General features: G+C 70.0%; 19 protein-coding genes. 17 read left to right on the top strand and 2 right to left on the bottom strand.

The genetic code is table 11. From position 1 onward, the window contains the following. The 6 genes from ACFWYM_RS30945 (at position 1) to ACFWYM_RS30920 (ending at position 10,637) form a co-directional block, all read left to right on the top strand. Positions 1–2,052 carry an APC family permease gene (locus tag ACFWYM_RS30945; RefSeq protein ID WP_384844684.1) on the top strand — a complete coding sequence of 684 codons (2,052 nt, stop codon included), beginning with the start codon at positions 1–3 and terminating at the stop codon, positions 2,050–2,052. Between the two features lie 54 nt (positions 2,053–2,106). Continuing rightward, positions 2,107–3,471 carry a class I SAM-dependent RNA methyltransferase gene (locus tag ACFWYM_RS30940; protein WP_384844681.1) on the top strand — a complete coding sequence of 455 codons (1,365 nt, stop codon included), beginning with the start codon at positions 2,107–2,109 and terminating at the stop codon, positions 3,469–3,471. 1,551 nt (positions 3,472–5,022) lie between these two features. After that, positions 5,023–5,424, top strand: coding sequence for a hypothetical protein (locus ACFWYM_RS30935; RefSeq protein ID WP_384844678.1), 402 nt, complete (start codon positions 5,023–5,025; stop codon positions 5,422–5,424). Next, positions 5,421–9,326, top strand: coding sequence for an AAA domain-containing protein (locus ACFWYM_RS30930; RefSeq protein WP_384844675.1), 3,906 nt, complete (start codon positions 5,421–5,423; stop codon positions 9,324–9,326). The genes ACFWYM_RS30935 and ACFWYM_RS30930 overlap by 4 nt, the downstream gene beginning before the upstream one ends. A 610-nt stretch (positions 9,327–9,936) precedes the next feature. After that, positions 9,937–10,197: a CopG family transcriptional regulator gene (locus ACFWYM_RS30925; protein ID WP_384844672.1), complete on the top strand. Its 261-nt coding sequence runs from the start codon at positions 9,937–9,939 to the stop codon at positions 10,195–10,197. Next, a complete protein-coding gene (locus tag ACFWYM_RS30920; RefSeq protein WP_384844669.1) occupies positions 10,194–10,637 on the top strand; it encodes a PIN domain-containing protein in 444 nt (147 codons plus the stop codon). Before ACFWYM_RS30925 ends, ACFWYM_RS30920 begins: the two co-directional genes overlap by 4 nt. Before the next feature lie 202 nt (positions 10,638–10,839). Here the strand turns inward: ACFWYM_RS30920 and ACFWYM_RS30915 are convergent, their stop codons facing one another. Further along, the gene (locus ACFWYM_RS30915; protein ID WP_384844666.1) at positions 10,840–11,844 is read right to left on the bottom strand and encodes a ketopantoate reductase family protein; all 1,005 of its coding nucleotides are present in this window, start codon (positions 11,842–11,844) and stop codon (positions 10,840–10,842) included. A 57-nt stretch (positions 11,845–11,901) separates the two neighbouring features. After that, entirely contained in the window at positions 11,902–13,146 is a 1,245-nt protein-coding gene (locus ACFWYM_RS30910; RefSeq protein ID WP_384844663.1) for an acetyl-CoA carboxylase biotin carboxylase subunit family protein, read from the bottom strand. A 286-nt stretch (positions 13,147–13,432) separates the two neighbouring features. Here ACFWYM_RS30910 and ACFWYM_RS30905 point away from each other — a divergent pair, with 286 nt between their 5' ends. The 11 genes from ACFWYM_RS30905 (at position 13,433) to ACFWYM_RS30855 (ending at position 24,918) form a co-directional block, all read left to right on the top strand. Continuing rightward, positions 13,433–14,131 carry a response regulator gene (locus ACFWYM_RS30905; RefSeq protein WP_384844660.1) on the top strand — a complete coding sequence of 233 codons (699 nt, stop codon included), beginning with the start codon at positions 13,433–13,435 and terminating at the stop codon, positions 14,129–14,131. Positions 14,132–14,328: 197 nt separating this feature from the next. Continuing rightward, positions 14,329–15,708: an LLM class flavin-dependent oxidoreductase gene (locus ACFWYM_RS30900; protein WP_384844657.1), complete on the top strand. Its 1,380-nt coding sequence runs from the start codon at positions 14,329–14,331 to the stop codon at positions 15,706–15,708. A gap of 9 nt (positions 15,709–15,717) precedes the next feature. Beyond that, complete coding sequence (locus ACFWYM_RS30895; protein WP_384844654.1) at positions 15,718–16,887, top strand: pyridoxal phosphate-dependent aminotransferase; 1,170 nt, start codon at positions 15,718–15,720, stop codon at positions 16,885–16,887. Continuing rightward, positions 16,877–17,851: a 3-methyl-2-oxobutanoate hydroxymethyltransferase gene (locus tag ACFWYM_RS30890; protein WP_384844651.1), complete on the top strand. Its 975-nt coding sequence runs from the start codon at positions 16,877–16,879 to the stop codon at positions 17,849–17,851. The genes ACFWYM_RS30895 and ACFWYM_RS30890 overlap by 11 nt, the downstream gene beginning before the upstream one ends. Continuing rightward, the gene (gene ectB / locus ACFWYM_RS30885; protein WP_384844648.1) at positions 17,848–19,173 is read left to right on the top strand and encodes a diaminobutyrate--2-oxoglutarate transaminase; all 1,326 of its coding nucleotides are present in this window, start codon (positions 17,848–17,850) and stop codon (positions 19,171–19,173) included. Before ACFWYM_RS30890 ends, ectB begins: the two co-directional genes overlap by 4 nt. Continuing rightward, a complete protein-coding gene (locus ACFWYM_RS30880; RefSeq protein ID WP_384844645.1) occupies positions 19,170–20,135 on the top strand; it encodes a diiron oxygenase in 966 nt (321 codons plus the stop codon). Before ectB ends, ACFWYM_RS30880 begins: the two co-directional genes overlap by 4 nt. Position 20,136: 1 nt before the next feature. Beyond that, entirely contained in the window at positions 20,137–21,366 is a 1,230-nt protein-coding gene (locus ACFWYM_RS30875; RefSeq protein ID WP_384844642.1) for an MFS transporter, read from the top strand. Beyond that, positions 21,359–22,126 carry a TSUP family transporter gene (locus tag ACFWYM_RS30870; protein WP_384844639.1) on the top strand — a complete coding sequence of 256 codons (768 nt, stop codon included), beginning with the start codon at positions 21,359–21,361 and terminating at the stop codon, positions 22,124–22,126. The genes ACFWYM_RS30875 and ACFWYM_RS30870 overlap by 8 nt, the downstream gene beginning before the upstream one ends. A gap of 76 nt (positions 22,127–22,202) precedes the next feature. Then, entirely contained in the window at positions 22,203–23,075 is an 873-nt protein-coding gene (locus ACFWYM_RS30865; protein ID WP_384844636.1) for an NAD(P)-dependent oxidoreductase, read from the top strand. Beyond that, a complete protein-coding gene (locus ACFWYM_RS30860; RefSeq protein WP_384844633.1) occupies positions 23,072–24,406 on the top strand; it encodes an ATP-grasp domain-containing protein in 1,335 nt (444 codons plus the stop codon). The genes ACFWYM_RS30865 and ACFWYM_RS30860 overlap by 4 nt, the downstream gene beginning before the upstream one ends. After that, the gene (locus tag ACFWYM_RS30855) at positions 24,403–24,918 is read left to right on the top strand and encodes a flavin reductase family protein (protein WP_384844630.1); all 516 of its coding nucleotides are present in this window, start codon (positions 24,403–24,405) and stop codon (positions 24,916–24,918) included. Before ACFWYM_RS30860 ends, ACFWYM_RS30855 begins: the two co-directional genes overlap by 4 nt. Positions 24,919–24,924: the final 6 nt, after the last annotated feature.

Below are 24,924 nucleotides of genomic sequence, written 5' to 3'. Positions count from 1 at the left end.
GTGTCCAAACTGACCGACGTGCCCAAACGGATCCTCATCGGGCGCGCGCTGCGCAGCGACCGGCTCGGCGAAACGCTTCTGCCCAAGCGCATCGCGCTTCCCGTGTTCGCGTCCGACCCGCTGTCCTCCGTGGCGTACGCACCGGGCGAGGTCCTCCTCGTCCTGTCCATCGCGGGCGTGTCGGCGTACCACTTCAGCCCCTGGATCGCCGTCGCGGTCGTGGTGCTGATGTTCACCGTCGTCGCGTCGTACCGGCAGAACGTGCACGCGTATCCGAGCGGTGGTGGCGACTACGAGGTCGCCACCACCAACCTCGGTCCCCGGGCCGGACTCACCGTCGCCAGCGCCCTGCTGGTCGACTACGTCCTCACCGTCGCCGTCTCGATCTCCTCGGGCATCGAGAACCTGGGCTCCGCGGTGCCCTTCGTGGTCGAGCACAAGGTGCTCTGCGCGGTCGCCGTCATCGTGCTCCTGACGCTGATGAACCTGCGCGGCGTCAAGGAGTCGGGGAAGCTCTTCGCCATCCCCACGTACGTCTTCGTGGCGGGCGTCTTCATCATGATCGCCTGGGGTGCCTTCCGCGGCCTCGTCCTCGACGACACCATGAAGGCCCCCACCGCGGACTACGAGATCAAGCCGGAGCACCAGGGCCTCGCGGGCTTCGCCCTCGTCTTCCTCCTCCTGCGCGCCTTCTCCTCGGGCTGTGCCGCGCTCACCGGCGTCGAGGCGATCTCCAACGGCGTCCCGGCCTTCCGCAAGCCCAAGTCGAAGAACGCCGCGACGACCCTCGCGCTCATGGGCGGCCTCGCCGTCACCATGTTCTGCGGCATCATCGCGCTCGCCATGGTCACCAAGGTCCGCATGGCCGAGAATCCGGCCCACGACCTGGTCCACAACGGCTCGCCGGTCGGCTCGGACTATGTGCAGAACCCGGTGATCTCCCAGGTCGCCGAGGCCGTCTTCGGCAACGGCAGCTTCCTGTTCATCATCCTCGCCGCCGCCACCGCGCTGGTCCTCTTCCTCGCGGCCAACACCGCGTACAACGGCTTCCCGCTGCTCGGTTCGATCCTGGCCCAGGACCGCTACCTGCCGCGCCAGCTGCACACGCGCGGCGACCGGCTCGCCTTCTCCAACGGCATCGTGCTGCTCGCGGGCGCGGCGGCCCTGCTCGTCGTCGTCTACGGCGCCGACTCGACCCGCCTGATCCAGCTCTACATCGTTGGCGTCTTCGTCTCGTTCACGCTCAGCCAGACCGGCATGGTCCGGCACTGGAACCGGCACCTGCGCACCGAGACGAGCCCCGACAAGCGCCGCCACATGATCCGCTCGCGCGCGATCAACACGTTCGGCGCCTTCTTCACCGGCCTCGTCCTGGTCGTCGTCCTCGTCACGAAGTTCACCCACGGCGCCTGGGTCGCGCTGCTCGGCATGGTGATCTTCTACGCGACGATGAGTGCGATCCGCCGCCACTACGACCGCGTGGCCGAGGAGATCGCCGCCCCCGAGGGCCCCTCCGACGACAGCGTGCGCCCCTCCCGGGTCCACTCCATCGTCCTCGTCTCCAAGATCCACCGCCCGACGCTCCGCGCCCTGGCCTACGCCAAGCTGATGCGCTCCCACACGCTGGAGGCCGTCAGCATCAACGTCGACCCGGCCGAGACGAAGGCGCTCAAGGAGGAGTGGAACCGGCGGCACATCGACGTACCACTGAAGATCCTCGACTCGCCGTACCGCGAGATCACGCGCCCGATCATCGAGTACGTGAAGGGGCTCCGGAAGGAGTCCCCGCGCGACGCGGTGTCCGTGATCATCCCGGAGTACGTGGTCGGCCACTGGTACGAGCACCTGCTGCACAACCAGAGCGCGCTGCGCCTCAAGGGCCGCCTGCTCTTCACCCCCGGCGTCATGGTGACCTCGGTCCCGTACCAGCTGGAGTCGTCCGAGGCGGCGAAGAAGCGGGCCCGCAAGCGGTCGGAGTGGAACGCTCCGGGCTCGGTGCGACGCGGCCCCGTGGAGAAGCAGCGGGCGAAGGAGCCGAGCAAGCCCGCGTAGACTGGTCGGTCGTTGTCCGACCGCCCCCCTCTCACGTAGTGGAGTCACCCCGCCATGCAGGCAGAACCGAAGAAGTCGCAGGCGGGGTCACCGGCGGAGGAGAAGAAGTCGCTGGTCGGGGCGGAGTACGAGGTCGAGGTCGGCCCCGTCGCACACGGCGGCCACTGCATCGCCCGTACGTCGGAGGGCCAGGTCCTCTTCGTACGGCACACCCTTCCCGGCGAGCGGGTCGTGGCCCGGGTGACCGAGGGCGAGGAGGGCGCACGCTTCCTGCGCGCCGACGCGGTCACGGTGCTCGACGCGTCCAAGGACCGGGTCGAGGCCCCCTGCCCCTACGCCGGCCCCGGCCGCTGCGGCGGCTGCGACTGGCAGCACGCCAAGCCGGGCGCTCAGCGCCGCATGAAGGGCGAGGTCATCGCCGAACAGCTGCAGCGCCTCGCGGGCCTCACGCCCGAGGAGGCGGGCTGGGACGGCACCGTCATGCCGGCGGAGGGCGACAAGCTCCCCGCGGGCGAGGTCCCCGCCTGGCGCACGCGCGTGCAGTACGCGGTCGACGCGTCGACCGGCAAGGCGGGCCTGCGCCGCCACCGCTCGCACGAGGTCGAGCCGGTCGAACACTGCATGATCGCTGCCCCGGGCGTGACCGAGCTGGGTGTGGAAGAGCGCGACTGGACCGGCATGGAGTCGGTCGAGGCGATCGCGGCGAGCGGCTCCCAGGACCGCCAGGTGATCCTGACGCCGCGTCCGGGCGCGCGCCTTCCGATCGTCGAACTCGACAAGCCCGTCTCGGTGATGAGGGTGGGGGAGAAGGACGGCGGAGTCCACCGCGTCCACGGCCGCCCCTTCGTCCGCGAGCGCGCCGACGGCCGCACCTACCGCGTCGGCAGCGGCGGTTTCTGGCAGGTCCACCCGAAGGCCGCCGAGACGCTGATGCTCGCGGTGATGCAGGGCCTCACGCCCCGCAAGGGCGAGACGGCCCTCGACCTCTACTGCGGCGTCGGCCTCTTCGCGGGCGCCCTCGCCGACCGCGTGGGCGAGAGGGGCGCGGTCCTCGGCATCGAGTCCGGCAAGCGCGCGGTGGAGGACGCCCGCCACAACCTCGCCTCCTTCGACCGGGTCCGCATCGAGCAGGGCAAGGTCGAGGCGGTCCTGCCGCGCACCGGGATCACGGAGGTCGACCTGATCGTCCTGGACCCGCCGCGCGCGGGGGCGGGGAAGGCGACGGTGCGGCATCTGTCGGGGCTGGGTGCGCGAAGGATCGCTTATGTGGCGTGTGATCCGGCTGCGTTGGCGCGGGACTTGGGATATTTCGCCGAGGGTGGGTACAAGGTGCGGACGTTGCGGGCGTTCGATCTTTTTCCGATGACGCATCATGTGGAGTGCGTGGCGATTTTGGAGCCGGCCGCGAAGGGCTCCTGACCTGCGGTTTTGGCCGCGCGAGGTGGGGGCGTTACGGGCGATGTCTTGAGGCTGAAATGACGCTCATTTGACGCTCGTTCTGATAGATCGTCAGTCATCCTGCGGCACGGGCCAGAGCTCTGCAGCTTGGGTATGGCGTGCCGCTGATCCAATGTGGCCTCGGCTGGCCGTTCCAGGCGGCTGGGCCTCCTGTCGGTGCCGCCGCTCGACGACTGAGCCGCAGTTGATCCGGGCACAGGTGGCCGCCGGGGAGGACGGGGCCCCTACTTCCGCTTCCGTGCCCGCTTCGGCTTTCGCTCAACGATCACCGTCTGAGGCGCAGCAGGCACTTCGTCGTCAGACGCCGGCTCAAAGCGCCCTGGGGCGCTCCCACGCATCGCCTCGACGTACGGCGGGAGTACGAAGGTCCGTTGGTCTCGATCGATCGGCACTCCTCCGAGGTGTCCTGAGGCGTCCCTGGCGCCGCGCGCGCCCCCTCTTCGCGCGAGCACTTCGAGCGTGCCGTGGACGCGATCGACCCAGTCCCCACGATCTAGCCGGGGATGCCAGCGTTCCTCTCCCCGCTTGCGGTCCCAGGGCGGGAAACCGAAGGCGTACGACCAGGGAACGGCCTCAGACAGGTACCTCTGAACGCGGTATCTACCAGCGGCCGGAACGGTGGCTTCACCGTCGCTGAGCCTCTTGACGTCGTGAGTGGAGATGATGGCGCAGCCGTAGTGGCGAGGCTCGGCGTGCCTGCAGTCCTTGTACGAACTGAGCCCGGGGCAGGCGTTCCACCGAGCTGGCGGGGCCCAGTATGTTCCGTCTTCGAAGGTGCCCTCGGGCCAGCCGTTGTAGAAGACGTGAAACGCGTAGCGGGCCTGATCAGGGTTGCAACCTTTGATCAATGTGTCGTATTGGAACGCATCTTCGCCGGCGCCAGGGTGCTTCAGCATCCGGTAGGTGTCTCACAGGGGGCGAACAGCGCGGGAGCGCGCCTTAGTTGGCACCGTGCTTCGTCGCGGGCTGGAGCGGTGGGTCATGAGGTCGTCGCAGTGGATGGGCGAGGGGCAGATGGTGCCGCGTTAGAGGTGTGGAGGACGGAACGGCGTAGGGCCCGGACGTACATGGCGAGTTCGGCGGGACCGTCGTCGTCTTGGACGAATGCGGTGCCGATGTCCAGCGGTCGGGGTTTGTGGTCGGGGCGGGGTGAGTCCGTAGAAGACGGTGTCGTTGTGCTGGATGAGTCCGCTGAAGTGCCCGTTTCCGGAGGCGTGTTGCTGGGTCTCTTCGTGGTAGGGGACTCCGAAGAGGTGGGCGACGGCGGTGCGGTCGGCGGCTGCGCGGAGTCGGACGTCGCGCGGATGTCGATGTCACGCTCGCTGTTTCCTTCGCTGCCGGCGCGTGAGGAGACGACGTTCCGGCATCAAGAACGGAAGGGCCGATCTCAAGCGCGGAGCATATTTCGAGCCATTGATCAGCAAGTTTTGGAAATGCGCGGTGTCGGTCCTCGCAGCTGTCGATACCTTCGAAGGTCTGTGTGCGTACTGCACAGGGCCTGAGGGGGATTGAGTGAGTGCCAGCCACGCCGGACAGACCGGATATCGCGTCTCCATTGTTGATGAGGATCCGCTGCGCGCCCGGCGTGAGGCGCGTGAGCTGCTCGCAACCCTCGCTGAAGCTGATCCGCGGGCGGCCCTCGATGTGTCCGGCCGGGAGGCGGTGCGCGACACCGACAAAGGTGGGCCCGTCGCGGACCTGATCGGGTTGGTATTCAGCGGCGGCTCCCTGGCCGTTGCAGGCATCCAGGTGTGGCTGGCTCGCGTACCGCAGAGGACGGTGGTCATCACCCGACCGGACGGGGCGACGCTCCGCATCACCGGTAAGGAGGCCCGTACTGACGAGGAGCAGATCGAGCGGTTCCTCCATGGCGCCTCGGCCGACAACGACGAGGACGGACCGGGAACGGAGTGAGCCAGAACGACCGGTACGCCATGCTCATCGGCGTATCCACATACGACAGCGACCGTTACCCCGATCTCCCGCCCGTTCGGTCGGACCTGCATTACATGCAGGCGGTGCTTCAAAGCCTTGAGATCGGTATGTACAACGAGTGCGAGATGGTTCCCGAGCCCACTCGGGCTGAGATGCTGCATGCCATCGAGGAGTTTCTGGAGGCGCGACAGGCCAGCGAGACGGCTCTGCTCTACTTCAGCGGGCATGGAGAATTCTGCGAAGCCGACGGGCAGTTGTACTTCCTCACACGGGACACCGACCCGGACGATCTGCCGGGCACTGCCGTACCTGCCGAGTTCTTGGAGCGGATGCTCCAGTCGTGCCGGGCCTCCTCGAAGGTCGTTCTGCTGGACTGCTGCTCGAGTGGCTCAGTCGTGCAAGGGTGGACGGCCAAAGGTGCGGCAGACGCAACCAATCGCGAGGCGCCCAGCACACTGCTGAAGCCGACCGGTGTGTACTTCATCACCGCCTCCGACGCGCTCCAAGCTGCATCGGCCATGGCGCCGGCTGGTTCCTCTCTCGGTACCTCCCGCTTTACCGGCGAGATCGTGGAAGGACTGCGCAGCGGCCGGATCAAGGACAGTGGCTGGATCACCCCGGACGACCTCTTCGAGTACCTGACCTCGCAGATGGTTCGTAACGGTGTGCCGGAGGAGCAGCGGCCGACCAAGTCCACGTTCCGGGCGACGCGGTCCCTTCCGCTCGCGCGCTCTGTGGCTCGCTCGGTTCAGCTGCCTGCTCCGCCTCGTGAAGGCGCTCGAGCTGCCCAGCCTGCCGCCTTGCTCAAGGCACAACAGTTGGCCGGTCAAGATGCCAGTGACGGGGTGGACCGGCAGCGGCTCCTGCGCTATTACGCTCGCTGCCTGGGTGCGCAGGCAGCGAGCGGGATGCAGCCCGACCGAGACGGTGGCCGCGGCTCCACGTACTTCTTGCTGGGGCAGGGGGCCGAAACCGTTCAATGCGGCCTTGGGTCCGGTCTTCCTGCTCCACCGCAACTGCCCAGACCGAAGAGCAGGGGCGCGCAGACAGATGAAGCGGGCCTGCAGGAGTACTGGTACGGATATCCGGCCATCACGCTGCCGGAGCGGGGTGGGGACGGTCGGCGACGGGCCGCGGTACGGATAGCGCCGCTGCTGATCCAGCCGATGGAGCTTGCTCCTGATGAGGACGGTCGCGACCGACTTCGCTCCAGCGGAGTTCCGTCCTTGCATACGGGTGTCATCACGGAGCTGCTCGAGGATGACGATGCCGCCGAGCTCCTTGCCCGATGGCAGCCGGCCTGGCAGGAGGGCAACGGCGCTCAAATGGTCACAGCCGTACGGGAGTTGTTGACGGAGTTGGGACTGCCCGAGCTGGAGCCGCTCGACCTGGCCGCACTCAGCGAGCGGTCCGTGATGGATTCTCTGCGGCCCGGTGCCCACAACGCTGCGGTCCTCCTCGCGCCCTCGGGGGTGGAACGGATCGCTACGGAAGCCCTCGTGGACAATCTCCTGCAGATGTCCACGCGCACAGGACAGATTCCCGGTACCGCGCTGGACGCGCTCCTGATGGGCGCCGGTGCCCCAATCGACTCCGGCCGCAATGCTCCGGTCGTCGTGGCTACAGGGCCCTGTAATGAGAGCCAGGAGCAGGTGATCACCTCGGCGATGACGAACCCGCTCACCGTCGCGACGGGTCCGCCTGGCACCGGGAAGAGCGAGGTCGTGACCGCAGTGGTCACCACAGCGGTCGCCGCGGGGGAGTCCGTGCTCGTCGCGTCCACGAACAACGAGGCTGTGGATGTGGTGGCCCAGCGGTGTGATGAGATCTCGCCGGGATTGCTCATGCGGACGGGGAACGCTGCGGCGCTGGAACGTGAGGCCGCGAAGCTGGAACGGCTGCTTGCCCAGCCCATCGAGGCACCTGGGCGCAGTTCGACGACGGTGGCCGGTGAATTGCGCAACCGGCATAAGCGATCCGCCGCACACCGGGTGGAGGCCGCGAGCCTTGTCGGTGAAGAAGTGCGTCTGCTGGAGCTGCTCCGGGAACGGGACCAGCGCTTGGGCGAGCTCGGGCTGCCTGTGGAACTCCTCGAACGGGCATGGGCCGACAGCGAGGTCGCGGTACTCGCACGTTGGGAGGGGCGGGCCCGGAAGGCAGCTCACGCCCGCTGGTTCTCCTTCGGCAGGTGGCGCCGAGGGCGGGCGCTGTCTGCCCTCGCCGGATCCGCAGGGGGCACCCTGCAGAACGCATGGCCGCTCTGGGTGAGGGAGCGGCCCGTCTCGCCCGAACTCCTCCTGGCTCTTGGGGAGGCCGTGGCCGTGGAACGGGCCTTCCGAGAGCTCGTACTGGCGCATCTCGGCCGGGACGAGGAAAGCCTGAAGGAGGCGCGGCTGGAGAGTGCCGTCGGCCTGGCGGAGGCAGCCGGTGAACTGGCCGGAGCTCTGGCCGCCGAGGCCATGGTCCGTGGCCGTTCGCTGATGGGCCAGCGGCTCCAAGCGTTGCGCCAACGCTCTGGATTCCAGCGGAGCCAGCGCAGTCTGATGGCGCACCTGAAGGGGTGGGCCATCAGCACGCACTCGATACGGCAGCTCGAACTGACACCGAAGCTTTTCGACTTGGTCGTGATCGACGAAGCCAGCCAGTGCTCGATTCCATCGGTGCTACCTCTGCTGTTCCGGGCGAAACGGGCATTGATCATCGGTGACCCCATGCAACTGGGGCACATTCCCGGGATCACTGCACAGCAGGAGCGGCAGGCAAGGCTCCGTTCGGGGCTGAGTGCGGCCCAGTTGGAAGACGACCGGCTCACCTACCACGTCTATGCGGCGTACCACGCGGCCGCGCAGCACGGTGAAGCAGCGCTGCTGCTCGACGAGCACTATCGCTGTCATCCGGCCATCGCAGACGTAGTCAACGGCTATTGCTACGCGGGTCAGTTGCAGGTCCTAACCGATGTCCGGAACCAGGTCTCGGCTGTCGACCCCGTGGGGGTGATCGACCCGGCTCCGGTGCTGGGGTGGGTGGACGTATCGCACGGAGAGTCCGCGCGCGGTGCCGGTGGACAGTCCTGGCGTAATGCGGCCGAAGCCGCACAGGTGCGGAAGACGGTGGACGAGCTGCTGATACGGCTGCCCGACGATGCGACGGTCGGGGTGGTCACACCGTTCCGCGCTCAGAAGGAAGCGCTGGCACAAGTGTGGGCAGATGACGATCGGGTGCGGGTCGGTACAGTTCACGCCTTCCAGGGAGGGCAGCGCGACGTGATGGTGCTGAGCCCCGTGGCCACCGACAACACCCCGCCCCGTACGACGCACTGGGTGGCGAGCCAGGTCAACCTGTGGAACGTAGCAGTCACCCGAGCCAAGTCGCAGCTGATCACTGTGGGTAGCCATGCTTTCTGGCAAGGCCAGGCCGGCCTGCCGGCGCTGCTCGCGGAGCGGGCAGCAGTTCTGCGAGCGAGGGTCGAAACGAAACAGGACTCAGTCCTGGGGGCGCGGTCGCTGTCAGCATCGCGTGAAGAACTCGGGGACCGGCTCCAGGAGTACCTAGGTCTTCGTGGCGTCACGGAACTGGAGCGCACAGCGGGAGTCGGAGGGCACACCGTAGATCTGCTGTTAACTGTGGACGGGGCGAACACGGCGGTCCTCATCGATCCCGGGCCCGAGCATGGCCAGGACCCGGCCCGTCATCTGCGGCTGATGCACGCACGCGGGGACTTGCTCATAGGGCTGCCCTCCGGAGGTACGGGAGCGAAGTCCGAGCCCGTGGACCGGATCATCCGGGTTCCGGCTTGGCGAATTCTGGGTGGGGCGGTCACGTTGGACCCACTGTTCGGCAAGCTGCAGAACGTGGTGAATCGGGTCGGGACGGCGAGATGACGAGAGCGCACATCTCAAGTGCCCATGCTGTTGGGCACTTCGAGGGGATGATCCCAGCTGGTGTATAGCCAGGCGGTGCCCCGCTCGTAGACGTTGTTGCGCAGTGCTTCGACAACTGGCCTCTTGCCCGCTCGGCCTCCTCGTCGGCCAGGGCGAGCGCGGCTCGAGCGGCGTCACCCTCCAACCGTTCCTTCTCTGCCCGGACTTGTCGGGAATGCTTGCCGTGCCTCAGGTAGTAGCGGCCATTCGCGGTCACCACGGCGACATGCCCGCTACCACGCCAGGCCCTCTTGATACTTCACCACTCCAACTCCACTCGATGGGGTGCGGATGGGGAGGACGGCGTAGAAAGGACGGAGGGGGATCTAGGTCCGCGAGGGCGAGCGCCAGTGAGCCTGGCCCGCTTGGTGGCCACGGCTTGGGGATCGGGCGGGGGCATTGACACTCTCGAAGTCGGCGATCAGCTCATTCAGGCTCCCAGAGAATGCAGTGCTGCGCCGTCGATCAGCCCGGCGCGGCCTGGGGCATCGGGTGGGTGACCGCGGTGCGGCCAGCCGAAGGGGCGGCAGCTTCATATACATCAGACTGGTACATACGCTAGTCTTGGTACATGTCCATGAAGCGAACCAACGTCTACGCTGATCCCGAGGACCTCGCCATCATCAAGGAGGCGGCGAAGCGCCGCGGCATCAGCGAGGCCGAGATCATCCGGCAGGGCATCCATCTCGCAGCCATGGCCAACCGTGTCTGGGACGAGCCTCTCTTCTCGCGCACTTTCGAGGGGGCCGGTCGGACCCTTGGACAGAGCGAAGTGCGTGACACCGTCGCCGACGCCGTATGCCGCGAGACCGAAGCCGGAACCGCCGCGTGATCATCGTCATCGCGGACACGTCCGGACTCCTCGCGGCGCTCGACTCCGCCCACCCCGAGCATCAGGCGTCGAATGAAGCGATCATGGCCGCCGGCCTGCTGGTGATGTCGCCTCTCCTGCTTGCGGAGATCGATCACGTTGCCACCCGGGAGCTCGGCCGTGAAGCCGCACTCAGTGCGGTCGATGACATCCGGACCTGGATGCGCCGCGGCCGCATCGCCGTCCCCGAGATCACGGAGGATCACCTGGGGATTGCCCAGTCCGTGCGTGCCCGCTACCGGGACCTCGACCTGGATCTGGCGGATGCCGTGAACGTGGCCCTTGCCGCCGACTACGACACTGACGCGGTGCTCACTCTCGACCGCCGAGACTTCCGCGCGGTGCGCCCGCTGGGTCGCCACAAGGCGTTCCGGGTTCTCCCGGATGATCTCCCGCTCTGACGTCGGCATCGTGCGCCCGAGGCGTCGCCTTCGGTAGCCGTGACGCTCGCGGCGCCTCAGCCAAGGGAGGTGGGCCAGAAGAATGCCTCTGACCTGGGGTTTTCCGAGCCCGATTCAGGCCGACACCTTTCCGATGACGCACCACGTGGAGTGCGTGGCCATTCTGGAGCCCGCCGAGAAGGGCCGCTGAGCCGCACGCCCCTCAGTCGGTGACGTCCCCGGCGACCCTCTCGAGCAGTTCCTCGGCTGTCACTTCGCCCGGCTTTTGGTTGAGGCGGGTGCTGTGCCGGGCGGCGCGCTGCAGGGTTGCGTTCACCGGGGTGGGGACGCCGTGCTCGCGGCCGAGCAGCACCATCTCACCGTTGAGGTAGTCCGTCTCGATCGAGCCCGCGCCGCGTGCCAGGCTCTGCCAGGTCGAGCTGTGGGCGCGTTCGCCGGGGATCGGTTGCGGGTCGACCGTGCCGCTGCGCAACTCGGTGAGCTCGGCTCCGCTCGCGTAGGCGATGCCCGCGGCGTCGAGGACCGCCGTGCCCTCGGCCTTCACCCGGGCGATCAGGTCCTGCGCGGCGGCGTCCGAAGCCGAGCCGCACACGGCCTCGACCACGTTGGCGAGGTTGCCGAGGAGCTTGCCGTACTTCCAGCGCATCACGTCCTTCGCCACCGGGGCAAGGAAGTCGGCCTTCTCCAGGTCGTCCGCGATGTGGCGGGCGGTGGTGTCGGAGCCGGATCCGTAGCGGCCGATGACCAGGGCGCCGGTGTACGGGCCGCAGGGCGCGACGACCTCGCCCGGGTCCAGGTGGCTGCTGGGGAGGATCACGCAGACGCCGTACACCTCGCGGAAGCGGCGCAGCGCCAGGCGCTCGTTCTCCACGCCGTTCTGGGCGCAGACCAGCGGCAGGCGTTCGCCCGCGGTGCCGCCGCCCGCCACCGGACGCGTGGCCCATGCGTCCAGGGCGGCCACGCTGTCCTGGGTCTTGACGGCCAGGACGAGGACGTCGTCGGCGCGCAGTTCGACATCCTCGGGACCCACCACGACCGGCACGTCGAGGGTGAGCGTGCCGGTGGGGACCGTGAGCCGCAGTCCGTTGTCGCGGAGCGCCTCGAAGTGCGCGCCGCGGGCGACCAGGACGACGGGCAGGCCGCTCTGATGCAGCCGCCCTCCGATCGAACCGCCGACCGCTCCGGATCCGATGATGATGTAGCGCATTCCGTTCCGCTCCCTGGCTCTCCGCACTCGCCGGGGCGAGCTTGATCTGTTGTGCTGTCAGTTGGTGTTGGTGTTGGTGGTCTCGGTGGTGTCGGTGGTCGTGAAGGCGTTCTCGTTCTCGTGGCCGGTCCAGCGCACCCCCGCCGCATACCACCGCGCGAGCTCCGTCGCGTGCCGCTCGACCTCCTGGTCGTCGGCGCCGGTCAGTACGTAGGCCGCCAGGTAGTGGGCGGACTTCACGCCTCCCTGGTATGTCGCGCCCAGCGTGGCCCGCAGGCGTTCCTCCGCCACGAAGGGCGGGGGGTTCTGGGGGAGGGCCGTGAGTGTGGCTCGTTCCGGGTAGAAGACGACCCAGCCCGCGCTCCGTCCGGGGGCGACGCCGTGGAACCTGGCGTCGGTCAGGGAGTCCGGGGCTACTTGGGCGCGGAACCACTGTTCGTCGAGGTTGTAGCCGGTGGCGGCGTGGATGGCGGGGGCGGTCAGGGCGCCGCCGGTTCTGCTGCCGATCTCGCAGAGGACGAGGCGGTCGTCCGGGGTGTGGAAGACCTCCAGGTGGAAGGTGGTGCACTCGGGGGTGGGGAGTGCGTCGAGGACCTTGTGCGCATAGGTGATGAGGCGGTCCGTCAGGGGGTGGTCGCGGGTGAGCTGGGCCGAGCCCAGGTAGATGCCGTCGTGGAAGGACAGGCAGTCGTTGAGGTAGCGGGAGACGAACGCGGCCACCGGTCGTCCCGCTGACACCAGGCCGTCCACCACGTACATCCGGCCCTCCACGAACCGCTCCACCAGGGCCTGTTCGGGCAGGCCCTCGGTGAGGAGCCGGGCCAGGTCCGCGGGGCCGCGCAGCACCTGGGTGCCGGTGGAGCCGGAGCCCAGGGCCGGTTTCACCACCACGGGGTAGCCGTGTTCGCGGACGAAGCCGAGGAGGTCGAAGAGCACGCGTATCGGGGCGAACTCCGGTACCGCGATGCCGCTTCGGCGCACCAGGGTCTTCATGCGGACCTTGTCGCGGAACGCGAGGGTGCTGGCGAAGTCCTGGCCGGGCAGGCGGAGAAGCTCCCGCAGCCGGGCGGCGCGCAGCAGGTCGCTCTCCATACGGGCGATCACCGCGTCGGGGGGCATGCGCGTGGCCAGGTCGAGGGCCGTGCGTTCCGCGTCGCCGCCCTGGAGGTAGTCGGGGACGGAGACGGCGCCTGGAACGTGCCGGTACTGCGGGAATTTGGCCGCGGAGACCAGGAGTTGAGGCCGGACGCCCGTATCGGCGCCCCACTTGTCGTACGGAGTGTCCGCGTAGTCGCTGTTCACGAAAGCCAGAACACTCCGTTCTGCTCCAGATCTCACCAGCACCTCCCAGGGCTCCTGAAAAGCACGCACCGGCTGCGTGCGGCATCAAGGCTAGGGGTGTGAGCCCAGGTCAGAGCCGTCCTGGTACATACCTCGGCTTTACCTCGGAAAGATTGTTCTGCTCATTTTGACCGTGTAGGAAGAGGGGGAAACCAAGATCTTGATCTTGCGCAAGTGCAAGAGGGGAAGCGGAAGTTGAAGAACCAACGGATTCCTTCGGAGCCGCACTTACCGAGGGGGCTGCACCGTGATTGACGTACTGGTCGTGGACGACGACTTCTATGTCGCCGAGGTCAACTCCCGTTATGTGTCCCGCATTCCGGGATTCCGCGTCACGGGCCGGGCGCACACGGCCGCCGAGGCGCTGCTGGCCGTCGAACGCGGCACCGTCGATCTGATGCTGCTCGACCACTACCTTCCCGACGAGGACGGGCTGCACCTGGTGCGCAGGCTCCGCCGGCTCGGCCACGAGACCGACGTCATCATGATCTCGGCGGCCCACGGGGCGGAGCTCGTGAGTTCGGCGCTGCGCAACGGCGTCCTGCAGTACCTGGTCAAACCGTTCAGTTTCGCGGCGCTGCGGGCCAAGTTGACGTCGTATGCGCAGATGCGGGACCGCCTCGAGCGCTTCGACTCCCTGGGCCAGGGAGAGGTCGACGAGATCTTCGGCACGCTGCACTCGCCCGTCCAGGCGGAAGCGCCGCCCAAGGGGTACTCGGCGGCGACCACCGAGTGCATCCGTGACGTGCTGCTCCGGGCCGGAAAGGCGCTGTCGGCGCAGGAGGTGGCCGAGCTCACCGGAGTGAGCCGCTCCACCGCGCAGCGCTATCTCAAGCATTTGCAGGAGCGCGGCAGCGTTCAACTCGCCCTGAAATACGGGGGTGCCGGACGCCCCGAGCACCACTACGAGTCCGCGCACGGGCCGTCCCGCGTGCGCCGCGGCTGAGCACGCAGTGTGAGGGCGTCCCCGGCGCCCTCGTGCTGGTGCCGCGCGTCGGCAAAAGAAGCGGTCGGCAAAAGGAGCAGAAGGAGCTTTCCGCAGTAAATCCACAGTGCACGCAGAACCGTGTCCGCACTCCGCAGCTGATCTAGTGTCCGACTCGATCCAAAGCCCCTCACCTGCAAGGACACCGGAGACCTGCCATGGGCGTGACACGCCGTACGCTCCGTCTGGGAGCCTTTCTCCTTTCCCCCGGCTATCACGTGGCCTCGTGGCGGCACCCCACGGCCCCCGCGGACGGCGGCCATGACTTCGCCCACTACCGCGAGCTCCTGCACACCGCCGAGCGCGGCAAGTTCGACATGTTCTTCGTCGCCGACGGGGTGGGCATCCGCACCCCGTACCGCAACGCGGACGAGCTGAGCCGCTGGGGCCGCTTCCTCCAGTTCGACCCGCTGACGCTGCTGTCCGCCCTCGCCGTGCACACCACGCACATCGGCCTCGCGGCGACCGCGTCGACGACCTACAACGAACCGTTCCACCTCGCGCGGAAGTTCGCCTCGATCGACCACCTCAGCGCGGGCCGGGCCGCCTGGAACATCGTCACCTCGGTGACGGACGCCGAGGCGAAGAACTTCAACCGCGACTCCCAGCCCGACCACGGTTCGCGCTACCACCGGGCCAGGGAGTTCATGGAGGTCGTCACCGGCCTCTGGGACAGCTGGGACGACGACGCGTTCGGCTACGACAAGGAGTCCGGGCGCTACTTCGACCCCGACAAGCTGCACGTCCTCGACCACAAGGGCGAGCACTTCTCGGTGCGCGGACCGCTCAACGTGGCCCGCCCGCCCCAGGGTTACCCCGTGCTCATCCAGGCGGGCGCCTCCGCGGACGGGCAGGACTTCGCCGCCCGCTGGGCCGAGGTGATCTTCACCGCCGCCCAGAACCTGGACGAGGCACAGAAGTTCTACCGCGGCATCAAGCAGCAGGCCGCCGCCTACGGGCGCGACGCCGACCAGCTGAAGGTGATGCCCGGCCTCTTCCCCGTGGTCGGCCGCACCCGCGCCGAGGCCGAGGACAAGTACGCCGTACTGCAGGAACTGGTCGACCCCGTCGTCGGGTTGGGCCTGCTCACACAGCTCCTCGGCGACATCGACATCTCGGGCTTCCCGCTGGACGAGCCGCTGCCCGAACTGCCCCTCACCGAAGGCAGCACCAGCCGTCAGCAGCTCGTCTACGACAAGGCGCGCCGCGAGGGTCTGACGGTCCGGGAGCTGTACCAGTCCCTGACCGGGGGGCGCGGGCACCGCATCGTCATCGGCACCCCGACGGACGTCGCCGACCTCATGGAGGAGTGGTTCACCGGGGAGGGCGCCGATGGCTTCAACGTCATGCCGCCCGTGCTCCCCGAGGGCCTGGACGACTTCGTCGACCTCGTGGTGCCCGAGCTGCAGCGCCGCGGCCTGTTCCGCACCGAGTACGAGAGCACCACCCTGCGCGGAAACCTCGGCATCGACCGGCCCGCCCGGGGTGCGGCCGCCCAACTCCCGCTCGGCCCGGGCCCGTTCCCCGTACAGAAGTGAGCACCCCTCATGCCGTCGTTCGGTAGAACCCTCCATCAGATACCGCCCTCCCCGCTGGTCACCGTCGACCGGCTGCTGCGCTCGAGCGCGCACGCCGAACCGGTGCCGCTGCAGCAGGGCAGGACCCTCTTCGAGCCGTGCGCGCGCCCCGGCACCTGGGAGCGCGCCGAGTTCGGGATCGCGGCCCACGAGCACGCGCCGCCCGCCGGAGTCCCCGCGCTGCGCTCGGCGTTCGCCGAGGCGGCGAGCGCGCGCCGGGGCACCGCCGTCGACCCCGGCCAGGTCCTGGTCACGAGCGGCGCCACCCACGCCATCGCGGTGACCCTGCACGCGATCCTGAGCCCGGGCGACGAGGTCCTCATCCTCTCCCCGCAGTGGCTGTTCGCGACCGGCCTGGTGTGGGCGGCCGGCGGCACCCCGCGCGAGGTGCCGGTCTTCCTGGAGCTCAGCGAGGACCCCGGCTTCGACTTCATCGCCGAGATCGAGCGGGCCGTGGGACCGCGCACCCGCGCGATCTACTTCAACAACCCCAACAACCCGACCGGCTTCCGCCTGGACGAGCAAGCCCTGGGCGCGCTCACCGACCTCGCCGAACGCCACGACCTGTGGCTGATCGCCGACAACGCGTACGAGAACTACGACTTCCACGACGACGGCTTCCTCGACGCGGCGACCGTTCCCGGCGCCGCCGAGCGCACCTTCTCGGTGCACAGCTGCAGCAAGACGTACGCGATGCCCGGCGCCCGCGTGGGCCATCTGATCTCGCCGCCCGGCGCGGAGGAGGTCCTCACCAAGTGGTCACTGCACACCCTGTATTCGGTGTCCACGGCCGCGCAGCACACCGCGTTCCGGGCGCTCGCCACCTCCGCCGACGAGCTCGCGCGGCGCCGCGCGGTGGCCGAGCGCGCCTGGCACCTCGCCGACGGCGCCCTGGAGATCCCGCACACCCGCATCGCGGGCGGGCTCTACACCTTCCTCGACCTTGCCCGGTACGGCGACGGCGAGGAGTTCGTGCGGCGCTGCGCCGAGGCCGGGGTGGGACTCGCACCGGGCCGGGTGTTCGGCGCCCACTGCGACGGGTGGGCCCGGCTCTGCTTCACCGCGGCGCCCGAAGAGGCGGTCGTGGACGCCATCGGCCGTATCAACAAGATCTACTGGGAGGGCGGCCGTGACCGCTGACACCATGGTGGCCAGGCCCGGAGCGGCTTCCGCGCTGGCTCCGTATCTGCACCGGTACGACAGTCCGGCACAGCTCGGGCTCAAGATCAACGCGTATCGGGGCTACGAGGTCGAGGGCCTCGCCGAGGCGCTGCGCGCACCGGACCTGCTCGGCGCCCCCGTCGAGTGCGTGATGGTCGGCGACTCGTACTTCATGACCCACCTCGGACGCAGTGGCACCACGCTGACGGGCGCCGAGGAGCAGGAGTGGGGCCTTGCCACGCTCACCGGCCTGGTGGCCGAGGTGCGCAAGGCGATGGACGCCGAATTCTCTTCGGCCAGGCGGCCGTTCCTGCTCGCCGACCTGCCGGACGGGGCGACCCACAGCCCCGCCACGGCACGCGCCGCCGCCGAGCGCTTCGTCGCGGCCGGTGCGGACGCGGTCAAGATCGAGGTGGCGGGCGAGGGCGAGTTCGACTGCATCGAGGCGGTCGCCGCGACCGGCACGCCCACCCTGGCCCACCTCGGCTACACCCCGCAGAGCGGCGGCCTGACCCGGCACGGCGACGCCCTGGACGGCGCGCTCGCGCTCTTCGCGCAGGCCCGCAGGGCCCGGTCGGCGGGCGGCTGCGGACTGATCGTCGAGATGGTCAGCGAGGCCGTGAACCAGGCGCTCAGCCGCCCGCACCCCGAAGGGCTGCCGCTGTACTCGGTGTTCAGCGGCCGGGCCCGCTGGGGCGGCCAGAGCCTCAACCTGTGGGACGCCGTCGTGCGCCCCGTGCCCGGCGGCCGCTACTTCCCGCCGACCCCGGTGATCGACGCGGCCGAGGTGGCGGAGCGCTACACCCCGGAGCTGATCGCCGACCGCATGCGCGAGCTGCTGCGGCTCAGCCTCGCGGGCTGGTTCCCGCTCTCCCCGCGCACCGCCCTGACCCCCCGTGAGACGGCCGAGATCACCGGCATCGACCCCTGGAGTGCCTCATGACCACCGCCGAACCGGTCGCCGCGCATGCCGTGACCCCCGGATCGGACACGGCCGTCTTCGACGAGCTCGAATCGGCCGTACGCACCTACTGCCGGCGCTTCCCCGCCGTCTTCACGCGGGCCTCGGGCCACCGGATGTGGGACGCGGACGGCCGCGAGTACATCGACTTCCTCTCCGGCGCGGGCGCGCTCAACTACGGCCACAACCCGGCCGAGGTGCGCGCCGCCCTCATCGACTACCTCCAGGCCGAAGGACCGGTCCACGGCCTCGACCTGCACACCGGCGCCAAGGCCGCGTTCCTGCACCGCTTCCGCGAGGTGGTGCTCGCGCCGCGCGGGCTCGACCACCGGGTGCAGTTCACCGGGCCGACCGGCACCAACGCCGTCGAGGCGGCGTTCAAGACGGCCCGCAGGGTCACCGGACGCACCGACATCATCGCCTTCACCGGCGGCTTCCACGGCCTCTCGCTCGGCGCGCTCGCCGCGTCCGCCACCTCGTTCAAGCGCGGGGCGGCCGGGGTGCCGCTCGGCCACGTCACGCGCATGCCCTACGAGGGCTACGCGGGCGAAGGCGTCGACACCATCGACTACCTGACCCGGATGCTCGACGACCCGGGCAGCGGCGTCGACCTGCCCGCGGCCTTCGTGGTGGAGACCGTGCAGGGCGAGGGCGGCCTCGCGGCGGCGAGCGCGCCGTGGCTGCGCAGGCTCGCCGACGTCGCCCGCGAGCGCGGCATCCTGCTGATCGTCGACGACATCCAGGCCGGGTGCGGGCGCACCGGCACCTTCTTCAGCTTCGAAGAGGCGGGCATTGTCCCCGACCTCATCTGCCTGTCCAAGTCCATCAGCGGCTTCGGCCTGCCCATGGCCCTCGTCCTGGTCCGCCCCGAGCTCGACCAGCTGGGCCCCGGCGAGCACAGCGGCACCTTCCGCGGCAACAACCTCGCCTTCGTGACCGCCACGGCGTGCCTGGAGCGCTGGGCCGACGCGTCCTTCGCCGACCAGGTGCGGCGCAACGCCGACGACTTCGCGGACCAACTGTCCAAGCTTGCGGCCCAGTTCACCGCGCTGGGCTGCACGGTGCGCGGCCGTGGCCTGATCCGCGGGCTCGGCTTCACCGACCCGTCCCTCGCCGACCGGGTCTCGCGGGCGGCCTTCGCACGCGGGCTGCTCGTGGAGACGTCCGGGGCCACCGGCCAGGTCCTCAAGATCATGCCGCCGATCGTGGCGACCGCCGAGGAGCTGGCACCCGGCCTCGCCCTGCTGGCCGAAGCCATCGCATCGGCCGCCCAAGACGCCGTAAACGAAGGGGAGTCGAGTTGAGCATCACCGAGCACGAGCACACCGTCGAGGACGGGTTCGGCCACATCGACGAGACCGTGCTGCGCCGGATCGCCGACTCCTGGCCCCGGCGCGCCACGATCCGCACCGACCTGGACCAGATAGCGGAGCCGGAGGAGTACGACGAGCAGCTGCCGGACTACCCGGAGCGCCTGCTGCCGTTCGCCGACCACCCGCTGTACCTCGCGGCCACGCCCGAGCAGCGCCAGCGGGTCCTCACCATGGCCTGGCTCGTCTACAACGAGCGGGTCATCGCGGCCGAGGAGTACGTCGCCAACCCGACCTTCGCCATGATCATGCACGGCGCCTTCCCCGGTGCCGACAGCGTCCAGCTCAAGCGCGCCGTCCAGCAGACGCACGTGGACGAGGTCTGGCACACGTACATGCACATGATCGCGATGCAGCGGACCCGTGAGGTCCGGCAGATCACCGGCGAGCCCGCCTACCCGCACACCGTCACCTACCGCCGCCTCCTCGAGGCCGACGCGCAGGTGTCGGAGCGCTGGGAGCGCGACCTGCTGAAGCTGGTGTGGACGACGGTCTCGGAGATCAGCGTCAACGCCTATCTGGAGCTGCTCTCCCGCGACAAGACCGTCCAGCCGCTGCACGCCCTGGTGCCCCGGCTGCACGCCCGCGACGAGTCCGCGCACTCCTCCGTCATGGTCGAGGTCGCCAAGGCGCTGTACGTGCACATGAACACCGAACAGCGCCGCTCCTTCGTCGCCTCACTGCCCAAGGCGCTGCACGCCTTCGTGGAACAGGACTTCGCGGTGTGGCCCGGCATCCTGAAGGCGGCGGGCTTCGAGAAGGCCGACGAGATCGTCGAGGACTGCCGCCGCCAGGCCGGCACCGGCCTGCTGGTGCGCGACTTCTCCGGAGTACGGCGCATCGTGCGCGAGATGGAGCTCGAGGACCAGGTCGACTTCGACTTCGGGACCGAGTGACGTGAAGCTCACCGCGGGCGGCCGCAGGCTCGCCGCCGCAGCCCTCGTCCAGTCGCTCGGCATCGGCCTGTTCATGGCGAGCTCCATGGCCTACTTCACCCGGCAGGTCGACCTCTCGGCGAACCAGGTGGCCTCCGGGCTCGCCCTCGCCGGTGTCGTGGCGCTGGGGATCTCGCTGCTCGGCGGGGTCCTCGCCGACCGGTACGGGGCGCGGCGGGTGCTCGCCGCCGTGTACCTGGGGCGGGGGGTGTGCTGCGCGGCGTACGTCTTCGTCACGGACTTCTGGCAGTTCATGGTGGTGACGCTGTGCGCGGTGGCGTGCGACAGGGCGGGGCCCCCGGTGCTCCAGGCGCTGGTCGCCGTGGCCGTGCCGGAACGCCAGGAGCGCACGAGGCTGCTCGCGGTGGTCAACGTCGTACGCAACTGCGGCCTCGGGGTCGGCGCGATGGCGGCCGGTGTCGCGCTCGCCAGCGACACCCAGGGCGCCTACCGGGTCACGCTGTTCGCCATCGGGCTCGCCTTCCTGGGCGGTGCGGTGCTGGTGCTGCGGGTGCCGGAGCCGGCCGAGCCCACGGCCGAAGCCCCCACGGAGGCGACCGGGCAACTGCCGGTCAGGAAACGGGTGTTGCCCGACGCGCGCTATCTGACGCTGACGGGTCTCAACTTCCTGCTGTTCTTCTTCGACACGATGCTGCTCATCGCGATGCCCGTGTGGATCCTGGAGCACACGGACGCTCCACGGGCCACCGTGTCCGTGCTGTTCGCGCTGAACACCGTGCTCGTCGTGGTGCTGCAGATCCCGGTCAGCAAGCTGGCGACGAGCCAGCGGCGCACCACGCGGATGCTGACGTGGACGGGCGCCGTGCTCGCGGTGAGCAGCCTGTGCTTCGCCGCGTCCGGCTCCGCCGGGGGCGGGCCCGCGGTGGCGTGGCTGGCCGCCGCCGTGGTGACGCTGTCCCTGGCCGAGGTGATCGCCAACTCCGCGGTGTGGGACCTGTCCATCGCCCTGGCCCCCGAGGAGCAGCGCGGCCGCTATCTGTCCGTCTTCAACCTGAGCGTGGCCGGACAGCGGGTCCTCGGCCCCGTCATGGTCACCGGACTGCTGCTCGGCTCCGGGGCGCTCGGCTGGGTGGTGGCCGCGGCGGTGCTCGTGGCGGCGGGCGGTGCGGCCGAGCGGGTCGCCCGCGCGGCCGGGGAACGGATGCGCGGCGGGGTGCCCGTCGATGCGTGAACTGCCCGTCCTGGCCTGTATGCCCGGACTGCCCGTCCTGGCCTGTGCGTCCGCCGCGGTGTTCCTCGGTGCGCTGGTCCAGGGCAGTCTGGGAGTGGGGCTGGCCCTGGTGTCGGCGCCGGTGGTGCAGATCGCCACGCCGGACCTCATGCCGGGGTCGCTGCTGCTCGTCGCCGCCGTCCTGGCCGCGCTCGGGGCGGTCAGGGAGCTCTCCCACACCGACTGGTACGGCGTCTCCTGGGCGCTGGCCGGGCGGATCGCGGGCACGGCGGTGGCCTCGTACGTGATCCTCGTGGTCTCGGGGCCGACGCTCGACCTGCTCTCGGCGGGCATCACTCTGGGCGTCGTCTCCCTCCTCGCCTTCGACCCGGCCAGGCTCGCCAGGAACCGGGGCACGCTGATCGCCTCCGGTGCCGTGGCGGGCCTGACGGGGACGACGTCGTCCATCGGCGGGCCCTTCATCGCGCTCGTCTACCACCAGGAGCCGGGGCCCACGGTCCGCGGCACCCTCGGGGTCTTCTACACGGCGGGGGCGCTGCTCTCGCTCGGCTCCCTCACCGTCGTCGGCCGGCTACCGGGCGAGCAACTTGCCTTCGGGGCCCTGCTGTTGCCCGCCGTGGTGGCCGGCTTCGCGCTGTCGGGGCCGGTCCGGCGGCAGGTGGACGACAGCGGCCGGATGCGCGGCGCGGTGCTCGCCCTGGCGGTCGCCGCGGCGCTCGTCCTGATCGTCCGGGGGCTGGTCGCCCTCCGCGCGGGATGAGAGCGGCGGTGCGCCCTGAGCGGGCCGCGGCACAAGCACCGAGACCTGAGCACACATACGGAGAAAGGAACGGATCATGCGGGTGGGCATAGCGGGACTGGGGTCGATGGGCGGGGGGATGTGCCGCCGCCTCGCGGAGCGCGGGTTCGACGTCGTCGCGTACGACGCCGACGCGGGCGTCGCCACGGCGGCCGCTGAGCACCCGGGCGTGCGCGCGGCGGAGTCCGCCGCGGACCTGGCCGCGCCGGTGGTGGTCACCATGCTGCCCGACGGAGCGGCCGTCCGGCAGGTGGCCGACGAGCTGCTCCCGCACCTCGCCGCCGGCTCCCTGATCGTCGACACGGGCTCCTCGGCGCCCGAGGACACCCTCGCTCTCGGCCGCGCGGCCGCCGCGTACGAGGTGGCCGTGGTGGACGCGCCGGTCTCCGGCTCCCCGGCCGCCGCGCGCGCGGGCGAGCTGACGCTGATGGCCGCGGGTGAACCCGGGGACGTGGAGCGGGCGGAGCAGGTGCTCGGCGCGCTCGGCCGGGTGTACCGGGTGGGCCCCGCGGGCGCGGGCCACGCGCTGAAGGCACTCAACAACCTGCTCTCCGCGGTCAATCTCGCCGCGGTCGCCGAAGTCATGCTCGCCGGGCGGGCGTTCGGCCTCGAACCCGCGGCGATGCTGGAAGTGATCAACGCCTCCACCGGCCGCAACCACGCCTCGCAGACCAAGCTCCCCGACCATGTGCTGCCCGGCACCTTCGACTCGGGCTTCGCGCTGCGCCTGATGCTCAAGGACATCCGCATCGGCACCTCGCTGCTCGACTCCGCGGGCGGCCCCGCCGCCTTCGGACACGCCTGCCGGGAGCTGTGGGAGAAGGCGTACGACGAACTCCCGGCCGGCGCCGACAACGTCGAGGTCGTGCGCTGGCTCGAGAACGCATCGGGACGGGAGCTGCGCACATGACGTACAAGCACGAGAACGAGCACGAGCACGAGGGTGAGGGCGAGGGCGTGAAGGGGAACGCACCGCGGATCGCGGTCATCGGCGGCCAGGTCGCCGCTCTGAAGAAGGCGCGGCAGGCCGGATTCGACATCGTCTGGCTGCACGGCCCGCACGAACTCGACCCGGCGGGCCTCGAGTTGGTGGCCGAGGCCCACCTCACGGACTACCGCGACCCGCAGGCCGTCGCCGATCTCCTCACCGCCGTGCACCGGCACCGGCCGCTGGCCCGGGTCGTCTCGATCATCGAGGACGGCCTGGAGTCGGCGGCGGCCGCGACGACGGCGCTCGGCCTGCCCGGCACCGGCCTCGACACCGTCCGCCTGCTGCAGGACAAGCTGGCCTTCCGGACGCTGCTCGCCGAGCGGGGCATCGAGGGGGTCGCCGCCCGCCTCGGGCACGACGAGGCCGACATCCGCGCCTTCGTCGACGAGTTCGGGCCCGCGGTGATCAAGCCCAGGTACGGCTCCGGCAGCCTGGGCGTGCGCCTGGTGCACGGCCCCGAAGCGGTCCCCGAAGTCGCCGCCTGGGCAGCGGAGTTCGGGCTGCACACATTCATCATGGAGCAGTATCTGCGGGGCCCCGAGTTCAGCGTGGAGGCGTTCAGTTTCGCGGGCGAGCACGTGGTCGTCGCGTACACGGCCAAGGAGAAGCTGGACTCGTTCGTCGAGGTCGGGCACGTGCAGCCGGCGGCTCTCGACGCGGACACCACGGCCGGGATCGAGTCGCTGGTCGCCAGGATGCTGGACGCGGTCGGAGTCACGGACGGGCCCTCGCACTCCGAGGTCATCGTCACCGCCGACGGCCCCCGCCTGGTGGAGTCCCACAACCGGCGCGGCGGCGACCGGATCACCGACCTGGCGGCCGAGGTGTACGGGACGGACATCGACGCGCTGGGCTTCCTCTGGTACGCGGGCCGCACCGCGCCCCTCACGCCGGGCCCGGCCGGCGGCGGCGGCGCCATCCGCTTCCTGACCGCGGAGCCGGGCGTCGTCGAGTCCGTGACCGGGGCCGACGAAGTGCGCGCCGATCCACGGGTGGTGACCCTGCAGCTCTCCGTCGAGCCCGGTGACACGGTGGCCCCCATCGCCTGGTCGTACGACCGGTCGGGCCTGCTCATGGTCCGCGGCGACTCGGCCGACGAGGCGCGCGCCCTGGCCCATGAACTGGCGGACCGGATCAGCATCAAGACCCGGCCCGACACGGCCGCGTCGGGCACAGCGCGCTCCATCGCGGCCGTGGCCCCCCGGCCCGAACGGCTGCTCGGCACCACGCCCCCCGGGGCGGAGCAGTGACCACCGCGGCGCCCACGGTCGGCGCGGCCCAACTGCGCACCGCACTGCGCGGGCACGCCTCCGGGGTCGCGGTGCTCACCGCGGCCGCACCCTCGGGTCCCGCCGGGGTGACGATCACGTCGTTCACCTCGGTGAGCGCCGAACCGGCTCTGGTCTCCTTCGCGCTCGCCGAGACGTCCTCGACCCGGGCGAGGATCAAGGACTGCCAGAGGTTCGGGATCCAGCTGCTCGGCGCCGACCAGCGCGACGTGGCCGAGCGGTTCGCGGCCACGGACGTCGACCGGTTCGCGCCGCCCACCCGCTGGCACGCCGGCCCGCACGGGGTGCCGCTGCTCGACGACTGTGCCGCGTGGCTGGTCGCCGCGCGGCACCGGCAACTCGCGCTGGGCGACCACGAGTTGATCGTCTGCTCCGTGGAACACGTACGGATCGGCTCCCGGCGCGGCAGCCTGGTCCATCTGCACGGGGGCCTGCACGCCGCCCCGGGGACACCTTCCGCCCCAAGACCCTGAGGCCGT

Origin of the sequence: Streptomyces sp. NPDC059009, from assembly GCF_042740175.1 — a bacterium.
Taxonomy (GTDB): domain Bacteria; phylum Actinomycetota; class Actinomycetes; order Streptomycetales; family Streptomycetaceae; genus Streptomyces.
The sequence above is the reverse complement of the archived record's forward strand: the minus strand, read 5'-3'. Positions and strand labels throughout refer to the sequence as shown.

Excerpts from the sequence above, each read along its gene's own strand:
- ACFWYM_RS30895 (WP_384844654.1), top strand. The coding sequence starts at position 15,718 with ATGCCGTCGTTCGGTAGAACCCTCCATCAGATACCGCCCTCCCCGCTG.
- ACFWYM_RS30925 (WP_384844672.1), top strand. The coding sequence starts at position 9,937 with ATGTCCATGAAGCGAACCAACGTCTACGCTGATCCCGAGGACCTCGCC.
- ectB (WP_384844648.1), top strand. The coding sequence starts at position 17,848 with ATGACCACCGCCGAACCGGTCGCCGCGCATGCCGTGACCCCCGGATCG.
- ACFWYM_RS30900 (WP_384844657.1), top strand. The coding sequence starts at position 14,329 with ATGGGCGTGACACGCCGTACGCTCCGTCTGGGAGCCTTTCTCCTTTCC.
- ACFWYM_RS30940 (WP_384844681.1), top strand. The coding sequence starts at position 2,107 with ATGCAGGCAGAACCGAAGAAGTCGCAGGCGGGGTCACCGGCGGAGGAG.
- ACFWYM_RS30870 (WP_384844639.1), top strand. The coding sequence starts at position 21,359 with ATGCGTGAACTGCCCGTCCTGGCCTGTATGCCCGGACTGCCCGTCCTG.
- ACFWYM_RS30865 (WP_384844636.1), top strand. The coding sequence starts at position 22,203 with ATGCGGGTGGGCATAGCGGGACTGGGGTCGATGGGCGGGGGGATGTGC.
- ACFWYM_RS30860 (WP_384844633.1), top strand. The coding sequence starts at position 23,072 with ATGACGTACAAGCACGAGAACGAGCACGAGCACGAGGGTGAGGGCGAG.
- ACFWYM_RS30915 (WP_384844666.1), bottom strand. The coding sequence starts at position 11,844 with ATGCGCTACATCATCATCGGATCCGGAGCGGTCGGCGGTTCGATCGGA.